This window comes from Comamonas sp. E6 (genome assembly GCF_001010305.1).
GTDB classification, from domain to species: Bacteria; Pseudomonadota; Gammaproteobacteria; order Burkholderiales; family Burkholderiaceae_C; genus Comamonas; species Comamonas thiooxydans.
Genome location: NZ_BBXH01000018.1, coordinates 1 through 12730 on the forward strand (window position 1 = coordinate 1; position 12730 = coordinate 12730).

13 protein-coding genes are annotated in these 12730 nt (G+C 52.4%); 2 read left to right on the forward strand and 11 right to left on the reverse strand.

The window, feature by feature from the left end:
• On the forward strand, positions 1 to 453 hold a 453-nt coding region (locus CSE6_RS26125; protein WP_193751135.1), incomplete at its 5' end, for a hypothetical protein.
• A gap of 108 nt (positions 454 to 561) precedes the next feature.
• Here CSE6_RS26125 and CSE6_RS16340 read toward each other — a convergent pair.
• From CSE6_RS16340 to guaB, 11 genes are all read right to left on the reverse strand, one after another.
• A complete protein-coding gene (locus CSE6_RS16340) occupies positions 562 to 1938 on the reverse strand; it encodes a Fic family protein (protein ID WP_059441009.1) in 1377 nt (458 codons plus the stop codon).
• Between the two features lie 158 nt (positions 1939 to 2096).
• Complete coding sequence (locus CSE6_RS16345; protein WP_034379425.1) at positions 2097 to 3467, reverse strand: hypothetical protein; 1371 nt, start codon at positions 3465 to 3467, stop codon at positions 2097 to 2099.
• A gap of 315 nt (positions 3468 to 3782) precedes the next feature.
• A complete protein-coding gene (locus CSE6_RS16350; RefSeq protein WP_034379424.1) occupies positions 3783 to 4136 on the reverse strand; it encodes a hypothetical protein in 354 nt (117 codons plus the stop codon).
• Entirely contained in the window at positions 4133 to 4366 is a 234-nt protein-coding gene (locus tag CSE6_RS16355) for an AlpA family transcriptional regulator (protein WP_080747131.1), read from the reverse strand. Before CSE6_RS16355 ends, CSE6_RS16350 begins: the two co-directional genes overlap by 4 nt.
• A gap of 1115 nt (positions 4367 to 5481) precedes the next feature.
• Entirely contained in the window at positions 5482 to 5640 is a 159-nt protein-coding gene (locus tag CSE6_RS26130) for a hypothetical protein (protein WP_165572373.1), read from the reverse strand.
• A gap of 54 nt (positions 5641 to 5694) precedes the next feature.
• Positions 5695 to 6600 (reverse strand): hypothetical protein, encoded by a 906-nt coding sequence (locus CSE6_RS16360; protein ID WP_152668595.1) that lies wholly within the window; start codon positions 6598 to 6600, stop codon positions 5695 to 5697.
• 19 nt (positions 6601 to 6619) lie between these two features.
• Complete coding sequence (locus tag CSE6_RS16365) at positions 6620 to 7948, reverse strand: site-specific integrase (protein ID WP_034379422.1); 1329 nt, start codon at positions 7946 to 7948, stop codon at positions 6620 to 6622.
• Positions 7949 to 8158: 210 nt separating this feature from the next.
• The gene (gene guaA / locus CSE6_RS16370; RefSeq protein WP_059441064.1) at positions 8159 to 9775 is read right to left on the reverse strand and encodes a glutamine-hydrolyzing GMP synthase; all 1617 of its coding nucleotides are present in this window, start codon (positions 9773 to 9775) and stop codon (positions 8159 to 8161) included.
• 33 nt (positions 9776 to 9808) lie between these two features.
• Entirely contained in the window at positions 9809 to 10249 is a 441-nt protein-coding gene (locus tag CSE6_RS16375) for a type II toxin-antitoxin system VapC family toxin (protein ID WP_003064858.1), read from the reverse strand.
• Entirely contained in the window at positions 10246 to 10518 is a 273-nt protein-coding gene (locus CSE6_RS16380; RefSeq protein WP_034355606.1) for a type II toxin-antitoxin system Phd/YefM family antitoxin, read from the reverse strand. Before CSE6_RS16380 ends, CSE6_RS16375 begins: the two co-directional genes overlap by 4 nt.
• A 97-nt stretch (positions 10519 to 10615) precedes the next feature.
• Complete coding sequence (gene guaB / locus CSE6_RS16385) at positions 10616 to 12091, reverse strand: IMP dehydrogenase (RefSeq protein WP_059441012.1); 1476 nt, start codon at positions 12089 to 12091, stop codon at positions 10616 to 10618.
• A gap of 97 nt (positions 12092 to 12188) precedes the next feature.
• On the opposite strand from guaB, the gene CSE6_RS16390 reads away from it, so the two are divergent.
• Positions 12189 to 12692, forward strand: a complete 504-nt coding sequence (locus tag CSE6_RS16390) for a DUF4124 domain-containing protein (protein ID WP_034410178.1) — start codon at positions 12189 to 12191, stop codon at positions 12690 to 12692.
• Positions 12693 to 12730: the final 38 nt, after the last annotated feature.

Genomic DNA, 12730 nt, shown 5'->3' on the forward strand with positions numbered 1-12730 from the left:
CCGATCAGCTACAAGGAGCTGACCACCAAGTTTGAGTTGCAGCAAGTCGAGCTGAATACAGCCTACAAAACTATTGCTCAGCTGCGCACAGACGCCGAGGCTAAAGAAGCCAAGGCACGTACCACAGTTCTGGCGGAGGTCAATGCTGCGACCGCCACTGAATTCCGCCCATCCATCCCTTCACCGTCGGTTCAGGACATCAAGGCATCCCAGACCTATGGCGAGTTACTGACCACGAAGGAAGCGCAGGCCATCCAACTCGACAAGGCGCTGCAAACCATAGTACGTTTGCGTGAAGACGTCGATATTGAGCGCAAGAAAACCACTCAAGCCCTTAACGAACGTCACTGCATCCAGACAGATTTGAACAAATTCCAGGCTATGCAGCGCGAAGTCTCCGCAGAACGCTCACCCCCTCGGTCAGCGGCCAAGCCCTGGTACAAATTTTGGTGAAGCGCGGGCCTCCTACGTGGCAGGTCCAATACGATCAAGCCACGCCCCAACCTAAGCTCTGGTCGCCTATTCGATAGAGGCGAACATTATGGGTGGGGCTCGGTCCGACTAATTTTTCCATCCGACCAGTTCAAGAGGCCGCAGCCCAAACCGCACGGCATTCCCGGCATGCAAGCCAGCCAGTTCCTTGAGCACGAGCTGTGTGAAGTGCTCGCGGTCTTCAGGCTGCACACTTCCAGGCAGCATGGTGTTGACGCTCGCCTCATTGATTGGCTGACCGCCGCGAACAACAGCGGCAATCACCTCGCCTAGCACTTGCCGGTAGCGCAGACGCAAGATGTCGGGTGGCACCAAACTTTGCTGCACAGCCACGTACTGCTGGCAGGAGCGTTCATAGGCCCACACAAAGACATCCCGCAGCAGGTCCACCTGATTGAGCTCGTACACACCGATCATGGCATCCACATAGGCTTGCTGCGGCACATCAATGAATGACAGCGGGCACAGGTTGTGGCGAATGAACGGAATGTTGGCAGCCAGGCGCGACACACGCTTGTTCACATCCTCGAAAGGCTGCAAGTAAGGCAAGTGCACCATCAAGAAGAAGGCTTGCTCGAAAGGATCTTCGATCTCTGCGGCCATACCCACCACGATGCCGAACAACTCTTCCAGACGCTGCGGCAAAGCCACTGGCAGGTAAACGCTGCCGCCAATTTCTACGGCACGACTGCGAATGCGGCCACACATGGCGGGGTCAGGCATCAAGCCATCAGAGAGCAAGGCATGCAAGGCCACGATGGTGTCCTGCGACACCACGGCTTGCTCTGGCGAGTGCACTAGAAATTCGATGGCCTGCTTGTGGTTCAGAATCATCTGCGTCTCAAAGGCATCCTTACCCTCTGCGACCTGGCCAAACTCAATCAGCCTTGCTGTATCCAAACGACTGTAGGTATTGCCTTCCAGCTGTGACGAAGCCCATGAAAGGTCGATCAGCAAGCGGTTAAGAATGTCCTTGGCAAATGTACCTGCTGGTGTTTGCTCGGCAGGTGAGCGCCCCAGTGCATGTAGCTGCTCACGCAGCTTCAAAGGCAGGTACGCGGTGTGGTTGGTGTGGTATTCCTCTAAAAACTCTGTTCGATACACCACTGGCTTGCGTAAATGCCGAGGCTGACGCACATACGCCTTGATGGCTTCGCCTTGAGCGCTGACGGGAACATATGGCTCGATCTCAGCCGCTGTGCCTGAAGAAGCTACGCCACTTGCACTTTCATCTTGCAAAACTGGGAAGTAGCGCACAGCCCTTGCTTGCCCCTGGACCCGAATGCGCCCTTGTTCAACCAGTACGGCCAATCGGCGCTGAAGGCTACGGCGCTGCAATGTCAGCCCTGATTCCTGCAGCACTTCTTCAGCGCTCATCCCTTCAGGGTGACGCTCAATGATGTTGGCCAACAAGTCGAGTTCTTGCTGTGGTTTGACGCTATTCATGACGTGAATTATGACGCAATATGGAAATTGCGTCATAAAAATGACGCAATAAAATATGGCGACTCAGCAATAAGGAAATCATGTAATTGCAGTCACAGCCATCAGGTCGCAACTTCAGGCTGCATAAAGAGCAAAAAGGGGGCGTCTAGCCCCCTTCCTTACATGCCAGCTGTTAAGTCGCCGCTCGTCCCATCAGCAGTCTCCCCTGCCTCTTGCTTGTCTGATTCCTTAGGGAAGGGGGCACCATGTTCAGTACCCCCTGTCTCAGACAAGTCTGACTCGTGATCAAGGTCGAGTTCTTGATCAAGCCCTAACTTCTGTTGAGTGGCAAAGTTGAGCAACAACACCTTCATCGCCTGCAGCTTTTGCTTAATCGTCGGACGAATAAACGCATAAGGCTCCAAGTGCTTCTGTGACTTTTTCAACTTGAACATGCCGGGGTACAGCAACCAATCAAGGGTTGGCATCGCTTGCTGCTCCTCCCACGTCATGTACAAGTCCACTCCACAACGAATTTGAATAGCACGCTTCACTTTACTGCGGTACTTGGGATCCTCGCTTTTGAAAGGCAAGTCATTAAAAGGGGTGCCAACATAGTGATGTTCAAGAATGTTCCGATGCTCATCGCTCAAGGTCTCCATGAAGTCCGAACGGTGACGGCGTTGATTGAATTTTTCATTTAAGCGCAAAAGCTCTCGTGCCTCATCAAACACTTGCGCATACATGGCCTCACCCGCCTTGCCTTTCCAGCTCAATGGCGATGACCAGGAAGTAGGTGGATCCGAACCTTCTGCAGCACCAAAATTTGCATCAGCGGTCGTAAACCATGATTTTTTGAGCTGAACCTCAAAGCGTACATGTTTTTTGGTAATAGCAAAAATCTGCTCAGCGACATCATTGGGCAACTCACAAAATCCCTTTTTTGTTTTTCCAGACTTCACATAGGCAATCAAATCTGTTTTATTTCCTTTACGAATTTTGGTATAGCTATTTCCATCTGACTCCCAATAATTAACAGCCGCAACACGCTTGTTCTGCTTAATCACATCACCATTAAACAAGGCTGATCCGCGCTGAGCGATTTGCTTGATGCCGTCGTTTGCAAACTCCCATACCTTTTTATTAACTAGGTACGTCAGGTCAATGCTTTCAATTTTTACATGTTTCAAGCTAATCTGCTTAACCACTTCAGCAGGCACACCTCGTTGCAGAAACCACAGCTGAAGAAAGAAGAGGACAAAAAGGCATGAGTGATAAACATCGTTAAGCAATAATCCATTAAAGCTCACGACGCTAGCTGGAACATTAAGACTAACCTTATATGCCTTTACCTTATAAATGCCATTTTCTTCTTTGCAAAAGGGTGTTATTTCAGATATAGCACCAGTCAGTGGGGACTTAAACTTTGTAGTGCTGCTAGAACGCTTTCCAATAACTCCATTTTCATCAGTACTTTGATTGATGTCCATTGGAAAGTTATCGAAATCAATATGCTCGATAGAGCAGGTAACAACGACTGAGTCTGCCATTTTGTTTGTCTTAAATTAGTGTTGATTGCTATTGGCTTGGCTACAGTTGCGAATGACAGTGAAGCCTGGACAATGAGCAAGTGGTGTTTACGTTGTGGCGAGGGGCAGTGGCATTACTAGGGAAGTGAGCATGACCTGCCCCCTCTGAACACACAAAAAACTGCAAATTTCCCCTTGCTACAAAGTGTTTACAGGTATTGCCAATAGCATTGAGGATGCTTGCCTAAGCCTTGTGGTTACAACAGGCAATAAATGGTGATTAAAGTGCAGCTCAAAAGCGTTTTCATCGCCATCGCCCTGCATCTCATTTTTGCTTTATTGCTTGATTTTTTCCGTGATCAGAGTGAAATTACCTGCAACCAACATTGGTTGACCAGTTTCGGAGCAAGTCATCTTGTAAAGATCTTGGTCCGCACTCAACTTAAAACCTGGGCTTACTTCGAGCAAAAATTTCTCCACTTTCTTCTTTCCCTGATGGTCAATCATCTCCTTGCAAATATAGATTGCTCCATCAACCAAAAATTTTGTTCCAAACACCTTTACGCGGAATTGTCCATATCTATTTACACCAAAAAACTCAAAGTGCTGTTTATCATCTCCGTTAGCAGATTTAATAGCTTGCATCGACAAAAAAGTTTCTGTGCTTGTAACCAGAGATTTTATTTTCATACTTTTTCTCCATCGCGTTGAGCAATGCATTTTTCAATATATGCATTAATTTCACTGGCGGGCCAAGCACGAGAGCGAATGCCGATAGGAACCCCACGAGGAACTTTTCCATCCTTAATGAGTTGGTAGAAAGAACTATTAGATAAACCAATCATACGAAGTACTTCTGGTTTACGCAGCAGAATTTCATATTTAACGCTCTTCTGCAGGTTATCAATATTTTCTTGCATTCAAATTTTCCATCAAATTCAGTTTTTCCAAGCTTTGATGAAGGCCAGGCGTCCCTGCTTGCTTTCATCTGTATCGCGATGGATATAACTATGTCTTCAAATTAAAATGACGTGCAAAAACTTTCCTGCTTTTCTAAAATTTTCCAAAAAAAGTATGAAAGTTTCCAAAAACAGAAGTCTGCTTTCCAGCTTCTGCATGAGGTTGCTGGCATAAAAATGGCGGAGTCTATGAACACCACTGAGCTGCGTGCTAAGGAATTGAGCTGAACAGTTCCAGTTGTCAGCGATCGTTGCTCGGTACCGGTCGGATCGAGGGGGGTCTTAAAACAAGATCCTCTTGCTTCGTGGCCAAGAGGCCCTGTAGGCGCTTTGGCGAGCCTTTGCGCAGGAGTTGCGGTGCTTTCACTCTGCACAAGAACGCAACAGCTACACCAGCTACATGCTTGGCGCTGCAGCAAGCCAACGACACTGACCGATAATTGGTTCAGTAGTACGGCAGTGAGATGGATATCGTGTACCTGTCATAGACTGCTACAGTCGCCAACCCCCTCAATGCTGCGCAGGAAGAGCCGGGGGGCTAGCACTTGTTGCTGCCGCTTGTGGTGTTAGTTAGTGTGGTAGTTCCTTGAGCCCGCTATGAGCCGCTCTGTGCTCGACAGGTTGCGGCGCATGCGTGGCCACTTCAGATTGACTGCGTCATCCAAGCCAGACGACGAGCACAAACCCTTCAAGGCGTATGAGCCTGGCTACGTGCACGTAGATGTGAAGTACCTGCCGCAGATGCAGGCTGAAGCCCAGCGCCGCTACGTGTTCGTGGCCATCGAGCGGGCGACACGCTGGTGTCCATCGCTACCAAGCAACATAAGGCGGCTGCGTCTGCTAGAGCCTTCCTCGCAGCCGTGCGCAAGGCTGCGCCGTTCAAGACCTTCACCACCTTCACGGGCAATGGCAAAGAGTTCACAAACAAATTATTTGGGAGTTGCCAGCGATGGGCGAGCATGAGTTTTCAGTTGTGCTTGGTATTGGGCATGGAGCACCGTTTGACCAAGCCCAAGGTACCGTAAGCGAACGGCATGGTCGAGCGTTTCAATAGCAGGCTCAGCCAAGTGCTGCGCTCACATCACGCCAACAGCGATTAGGGCTTGAAAAAAAACCTGCACCGGCTTGCGTGACTGTGAAATCACCAACGCCCATAACAGGCGCTTGGCCACGAAGCCCAGATGCAAGTATGCAAAAATTGAAGAAAAAGTGTCAGATTTATTTGTCAATAACATGCGTATCAATCCAGATACGAAAGTTGGTGGCTCTTAGATAAAAAACCAAATAAATTACTTGCTTGTGAAAAAATTTTTTGCAATTTTATCTATTTCACCAATTTCTTTTGCATTTTTTTCTTTAGCAAATCCATATATTGATTTTAGATTATTGTCTTTTGCCATTTTTGCAATGACTCTCTCTACAGCTTCACCTAGCTCTTGATTTGAAACTGTAGATCTTTTGAATACGTTTTTATGAAATTCATTAAAATCATTTGATCTCGAAAGAAACATGCGAATTATTTCTACTAGTGCTGCATATCTTACTCTAGTATTTAAATCGCCATTACTCAGTTCATCTTCGTCATCAAAACTGTTAATGTAGCTTCCATCAATGGTTTTAATTTTTCTGGGAAGAGATATTTTTACCTGAAATTCTTCGCAGTATTCCCAATCGCACTCCACGGCAATTTTCGCTACTCCTGGTAAAGAAACAAGTTTTTCCGATGATTTTCCCAAAAGATTTCTGATTGGTTTTATTATAGATCGCGTGCTGGCTCTACGTTTTAATACGTCATAACGCATCAAATAATTTTGATATAAATCTGGAAAATAACGCCTTAATTTATATTTATTTAAGCGTGATGGTTGTAGCTTCAAGGATAGCATTGCTGCTTGCCAATATTCAGCATTACGCCCCTCACTCCACATCTTCCATTGTGCCTCAGTTAGCTGTAAATTCTCCAATCTAACTGGGGCAATTTCAGCATCAGCATCAGCATCAGCATCAGCATCAGCATCAGCATCAGCATCAGCATCAGCATCAGCATCAGCATCAGCATCAGCATCAGCATCAGCATCAGCATCAGCATCAGCATCAGCATCAGCATCAGCATCAGCATCAGCATCAGCATCAGCAGTCACTTGATTTTCAATTCCATCAATAGAGGAGTCGTAGTTGGAAAAATCATTTTGCATAATATATAATAATCAGCTTTTAAATTGATTCAACAATATTCAATAAATTTAGTTTTGCGTTTTTTACAACCAGCCATGGATCACGTGAATCAATAAAGCAATTGACCATGTCCGCCCATGCTTGCAGCATAACCTTTCGTTGAAATGAGTATTCTGCTTTGTTGTAGATGCTACGCACACTATTTTCCTCGTGAGCCAAACACTTCTCAATCCAGTCTCTATTGAAGCCGTATTCATTTAGCAGCGATGAGGCTGTTCTTCGTAAATCATGAACGGTAAAGCTTTCTAAATCAAAGCCATCATCTTTTGCCTTCTTCACAGCGACATCAATGACTCTATTTAAAGTGGCATTGCTCAGTGGGTTGTTAGAGTCATATCTACCTGGGTGCAAATATTTTGAAGCAGAGAAACAAGCTTTAAAGCTAACCAAAATATCCAAGGTTTGATTACTCAAGTAAACTATATGTGCCCTCGATGCTTTCATTCTTTCCTTGGGAATTATCCAGGTTGCATTCTCAAAATCCACCTCATCCCAAGTGGCATTTAAGAACTCTCCCTTTCTTACCATCGTCAAAAGAAGAAACTTAATTGCTAGACGCAGTGTTGGCGTGGTTCCAATTTTCTCGAGGCTTGCAAAAAATATCTTTATCTCACTGGGGGTTAAAGCACGGTCACGAGGTTTAAAGCTCGCTATATCGCTTGGCCTGATTTCGATTGCAGGATTCTTTAATTGAAGATTTTTGTCTTTAGATAATGCATATCTATAAACAAGCAAAACAATCTCTCGCACTTGAACTGCTGGGGCAGGTGCGCCATTTTTTTTGATCTTTTCACACAACTGCATCAACAGCGCAGGAGTGATCTCATCGAGCTTCAGCTTGCCGAACGTACTCGCTAAGTAGCGGTTGTAGACAGAACGTCGCATTGCGAGCGTTGAATCCGCAAGTCTCGCGCCGTTTTCCGGGTCTGCTTTGTCCTCGAAATAGCGTTCAGCCCATGATCCAAAAGTCAAAGCATTTGCGGCTTCTAGCTTTGTAACCGCCTTAGTTTTCGCTGGCGACTGTCCACGTTCAACATACCGTCGCGCTACCGTCAGTAGCGACCTAGCTTCAGCCAACGATACCGTCATGCCAAATTCAAGTTGCTCTGGGTTTCTTGGGTGTTTAGCGCCCGCAGTGTTGTCGTACTTGCCAATGGTGAGGGTTTCGCGCCTGCCATTGAGGCGATAGTCATAGCGAAATGACTTGGTGCCAGCGGTTGTCACCATGACATACATGCCATCGCGATCCGTGACTTTGTAGGATTTTTCTTGAGGGCGCAGTCTGCGCAGTTCGGTGTCAGTGATCATTTCAGGGTGGGCTTTCGTTGATACCGTCATTAGGGGTGTCGGTATGGGAAAGCAACGTTCCGAAATGTTACAGCTTTACCGTCAGGTGTACCGCATGAATTTGCGGCTTGTGTGGCATGCTGTGGGTTGTCCTTGGACGGACAACCCACGATTCTTTCAATAGAATCAATAGCTTCCAGAACGTTGCCATACGTTGCTGGAAACTTTAAATTATTCCCACTCGATGGTTGCTGGTGGCTTGGTGCTCACGTCATAGGTGACGCGGTTGATGCCGCGCACTTCGTTGATGATGCGGCCGGAGACCTTCTTGAGCAGGCCGTAGGGCAGCTCGGCCCAGTCGGCAGTCATGAAGTCGCTGGTGACCACGGCGCGCAGGGCCACGACGTAGTCGTAGGTGCGGCCGTCGCCCATCACGCCCACGCTCTTGACGGGCAGGAACACGGTAAAGGCCTGGCTGGTCAGGTCGTACCAGCTCTTGCCGGTCTTTTCGTCGATCCAGTTGTTCAGCTCTTCGATGAAGATGGCATCTGCGCGACGCAGCAGGTCGGCATATTCCTTCTTCACTTCACCCAGAATGCGCACGCCCAGGCCGGGGCCGGGGAAGGGGTGGCGGTAGACCATGCCGCGGGGCAGGCCCAGGGCCACGCCCAGTTCGCGCACTTCGTCCTTGAACAGGTCGCGCAGGGGCTCCAGCAGCTTCAGGCCCAGTTGCTCGGGCAGGCCGCCGACGTTGTGGTGGCTCTTGATGGTGACGGCCTTCTTGCTCTTGGCGCCGCCGGACTCGATCACGTCGGGGTAGATGGTGCCCTGGGCCAGGAAGGTTGCACCCTTGGAGCCGGCGTTGGCTGCCTTGAGCTTTTCGGCTTCGGCCTTGAATACGTCCACGAACAGGCGGCCGATGATCTTGCGCTTTTGCTCGGGCTCGGACACGCCGGCCAGCTCGCCCAGGAACAGGGCGGAGGCATCGACGCGCACGACCTTGGCGTGCAGCTTGCCTTCGAACATGTCCATGACCATATCGCCTTCGTTCAGGCGCAGCAGGCCGTGATCGACGAACACGCAGGTCAGCTGGTCGCCGATGGCGCGGTGGATCAGGGCTGCAGCCACGGACGAATCCACGCCGCCGGACAGGCCCAGGATCACTTCTTCATCGCCCACCTGCTCGCGGATCTTGGCCACGGCCTCTTCGATGTAGTCGCCCATGATCCAGTCAGCTTGCGTGCCACAGATGTCGAGCACAAAGCGGTTAAGCAGAGCCTGGCCCTGCACGGTGTGCGTGACTTCGGGGTGGAACTGCACGGCGTAGTAGCGACGTGCTTCGTCGGCCATGCCGGCGATGGGGCAGGGCGGCGTGGAGGCCATGACCTTGAAGCCTGGAGGCAGTTCGGTGACCTTGTCGCCGTGGCTCATCCAGACCTTGAGCATGCCGTGGCCTTCGGCCGTGGCGAAGTCTTCGATGCCTTCCAGCAGCTTGGTGTGGCCATGGGCGCGCACTTCGGCGTAACCGAATTCACGGGTGTTGGAGCCTTCGACCTTGCCGCCCAGCTGGGTGGCCATGGTCTGCATGCCGTAGCAAATGCCCAGCACGGGCAGGTTCAGCTCGAACACGGCGTCGGGAGCGCGGTCGTCCACTTCGTAGACGGAGGCATGGCTGCCGGACAGGATGATGCCCTTGAGCTTGCCGTCGGCGGCAAACTCGCGCACCCAGTCGCTGCTCACATCGCAGGGGTGAACTTCGCAGTAGACATTGGCTTCGCGCACGCGGCGAGCAATCAGCTGCGTGACCTGGGAGCCGAAGTCCAGAATAAGAATCTTGTCGTGTTGCATGGTGATCAAGGGCAAGAGGGTGGCAAAAAGGGATTAGAAATCTTCGGGAGCCCAGACGGTGACGCCGCTTTTGCGGGCGGCCGCGATCTGGGCTGCATCGAATGTGGCCAGTGGCAGGCGCAGCGACTGCGCCAGCCACAGGTATGCGGCATCGTAGGTGGGCAGGCCGGTGTCCAGTGCCACATCCAGCACGGCCTTGTGCTGTGCAGGAGCCAGGTCGTGCAGCTCCACGCGGTGGCGAATGGCTTCCAGCACGCCCCACAGGCCTTCGACCGAAGTCTGTGGAATACGGCCATTATTGACGCCCGATGCAATCAGGTTGCCGCATTCCCACTGCCAGAGGTTGGGGGCTTGCGGGTCCACTTCATCGCGGCGGATACGGGTGTAGAGGCGTCTGGTGTGCTCGCTGGCGTCGTCAGGCAGCAACCAGGCGGCGGTGACGGATGCATCGAGCACAAAAGCGGTGGCGCTCATGCCTGGCTCCGTCCTGTGTGGCGCAAACCGGTGATGCTGTTCGCCGCCGGGTTTGTGGCTGCTTGAGCTTTCACTGTCTGCTGCAGGGCCGAGATCTGCTCCAGCTCGCGGGCAATCTGTTCATCGGTGATCACGGGCTTGCGGCGCATGGGCAGCATGCGCACGACTTCTTTGCCATGGCGCGTGATGCGAACTTCTTCGCCTTGCTCGACCATTTCGACCAGGGCGGAAAAGCGGCTTTTGGCTTCGTAGATACCGATAGATTGCATGGTGGAAAACAAAAAATCTGGCTAGAACCAGTAGTTCAGGCCAGATTTTAGCATTCTGACCAGATTTTTCAATCTGGTCAGATTTCAAGGGGCTTGCTTAGTCAGCGCGGTAGTTGGGCGCTTCCTTGGTGATCTGCACGTCATGCACGTGAGATTCGCGAATGCCGGCTGCGGTGATTTCCACAAACTCGGCCTTTTCATTCATCTCGGAGATCGTGGCGCAACCGCAGTAGCCCATGGAGGCGCGCACGCCGCCAGCCATCTGATAGACGATGGAGACCATGGAGCCCTTGTAGGGGACGCGGCCTTCGATGCCTTCGGGAACCAGCTTGTCGGCATTGGGGTTGCCGGTGGAGGATTCCTGGAAGTAACGGTCGGCAGAGCCTTGCTGCATGGCACCGATGGAGCCCATGCCGCGGTAGCTCTTGTACGAGCGGCCCTGGTACAGAATCACTTCGCCAGGAGCTTCTTCGGTGCCGGCAAACATGCCGCCCATCATGATGGTGGAGGCGCCAGCGGCCAGGGCCTTGGAGATGTCGCCGGAGAAGCGGATGCCGCCGTCACCGATCAGGGGCACGCCGGAGCCCTTCAGGGCGTCGGCCACATTGGAGATGGCCATGATCTGGGGCACGCCCACACCGGCCACGATACGGGTGGTGCAGATGGAGCCAGGGCCGATACCGACCTTGACCGCGTCGGCACCGGCTTCCACCAGAGCCAGGGCGGCAGCGCCGGTGGCAATATTGCCGCCGATGACGTCCACCTGGGGGTAGTTCTGCTTGACCCAGCGAACGCGATCGATCACGCCCTTGGAGTGGCCGTGAGCCGTGTCCACCACGATCGCGTCCACGCCGGCCTTGACCAGCAGTTCCACGCGCTCTTCGGTGCCAGCGCCCACGCCGACAGCGGCAGCCACGCGAAGGCGGCCCGATGCGTCACGCGCGGCATTGGGGAAGGTGGTTTGCTTGTTGATGTCCTTGACAGTGATCAGGCCCTTGAGTTCAAAGGCGTCGTTCACCACCAGGATTCGTTCGAGCTTGTGCTTGTTCAGCAGTGCCTTGGCTTCGGCGGGGCTGGTGCCGTCTTTTTCATTGACGGTGATCAGCTTTTCGCGGGGCGTCATGATCTGGCTGACCTTGACGTCGTAGCGGGTCTCGAAGCGCAGATCGCGGCTGGTCACGATGCCGACCACCTTGCCGCCGTCGCACACGGGGAAGCCCGAAATGCCGCGTTCTTCCGACAGCTGCAGCACTTGCAGCACGGTGTGTTCGGGGGTGATGACCACAGGGTCGTGCACCACACCGGATTCGTGGCGCTTGACCTTGGACACTTCAGCGGCTTGCTGCTCGGCTGTCATGTTCTTGTGGATCACGCCGATACCGCCTTCTTGCGCAATGGCGATGGCCAGACGCGCTTCTGTCACCGTGTCCATGGCGGCAGACACCAGGGGCAGGTTCAGGCGGATATTGCGAGTGAATTGGGTGGCGAGGGAAACGTCCTTGGGCAGGACTTCGGAGTAGGCGGGAACGAGCAGGACGTCGTCAAAGGTCAGTGCTTTTCCGAGAAGGCGCATGTGATGGCTCCAAAAGAAAGATTGTACCTGTGACTTGCCGCACAATGTGGGCTCGTGACCCAGAATCCCCAACGCCAGTCCAAGACTTATTGACTCCATGCACGCCATCAAGTTCGCTTTGTTTGCAGCCATTGCCTGCTGCACGGTCCCCGCAATTGCCCAGTGGCAATGGATTGATGGTCAGGGGCGCAAGGTGTTCAGCGACAGGGCTCCGCCGGCCGATATCCCTGCCAAGAATATTTTGCGCAGCCCCGGCGGTGCCAGGCCCGCAGCACCTTCTGCTGTGCCGGAGGCCGGCGCGGCCAAGCCCGTGGCGGACGCCGGTGTGGACAAGGGGTTGGAAGAGCAAAAGCGCAAGATGCAGGAGCAGGAAGCAGCCAAGACCCAGGCTGACAGACTGCAAAAGGAAAGGCAGCGCCAGGACAACTGCAATCGTGCCAGGCAGGCCAAGACAACCCTGGCGTCGGGCCGCTTGCTCTCCCATGTGAATGCCAAGGGCGAGCGCGGCTTCATGGATGAGGCAGCGCGCGATGCCGAGATCAAGCGCGCCGATGCCGTGATCGCCTCCGATTGCGGGCCCATGGCCGAGCCGGCGCAGTAGTCGCCGGAGTCTTCGCCGGGATCTCGATAAAAAAGCGC

Excerpts from the sequence above, each read along its gene's own strand:
- CSE6_RS16340 (WP_059441009.1), bottom strand. The coding sequence starts at position 1,938 with ATGAATAGCGTCAAACCACAGCAAGAACTCGACTTGTTGGCCAACATC.
- CSE6_RS16345 (WP_034379425.1), bottom strand. The coding sequence starts at position 3,467 with ATGGCAGACTCAGTCGTTGTTACCTGCTCTATCGAGCATATTGATTTC.
- CSE6_RS16350 (WP_034379424.1), bottom strand. The coding sequence starts at position 4,136 with ATGAAAATAAAATCTCTGGTTACAAGCACAGAAACTTTTTTGTCGATG.
- CSE6_RS16355 (WP_080747131.1), bottom strand. The coding sequence starts at position 4,366 with ATGCAAGAAAATATTGATAACCTGCAGAAGAGCGTTAAATATGAAATT.
- CSE6_RS26130 (WP_165572373.1), bottom strand. The coding sequence starts at position 5,640 with ATGTTATTGACAAATAAATCTGACACTTTTTCTTCAATTTTTGCATAC.
- CSE6_RS16360 (WP_152668595.1), bottom strand. The coding sequence starts at position 6,600 with ATGCAAAATGATTTTTCCAACTACGACTCCTCTATTGATGGAATTGAA.
- CSE6_RS16365 (WP_034379422.1), bottom strand. The coding sequence starts at position 7,948 with ATGATCACTGACACCGAACTGCGCAGACTGCGCCCTCAAGAAAAATCC.
- guaA (WP_059441064.1), bottom strand. The coding sequence starts at position 9,775 with ATGCAACACGACAAGATTCTTATTCTGGACTTCGGCTCCCAGGTCACG.
- CSE6_RS16375 (WP_003064858.1), bottom strand. The coding sequence starts at position 10,249 with ATGAGCGCCACCGCTTTTGTGCTCGATGCATCCGTCACCGCCGCCTGG.
- CSE6_RS16380 (WP_034355606.1), bottom strand. The coding sequence starts at position 10,518 with ATGCAATCTATCGGTATCTACGAAGCCAAAAGCCGCTTTTCCGCCCTG.
- guaB (WP_059441012.1), bottom strand. The coding sequence starts at position 12,091 with ATGCGCCTTCTCGGAAAAGCACTGACCTTTGACGACGTCCTGCTCGTT.
- CSE6_RS16390 (WP_034410178.1), top strand. The coding sequence starts at position 12,189 with ATGCACGCCATCAAGTTCGCTTTGTTTGCAGCCATTGCCTGCTGCACG.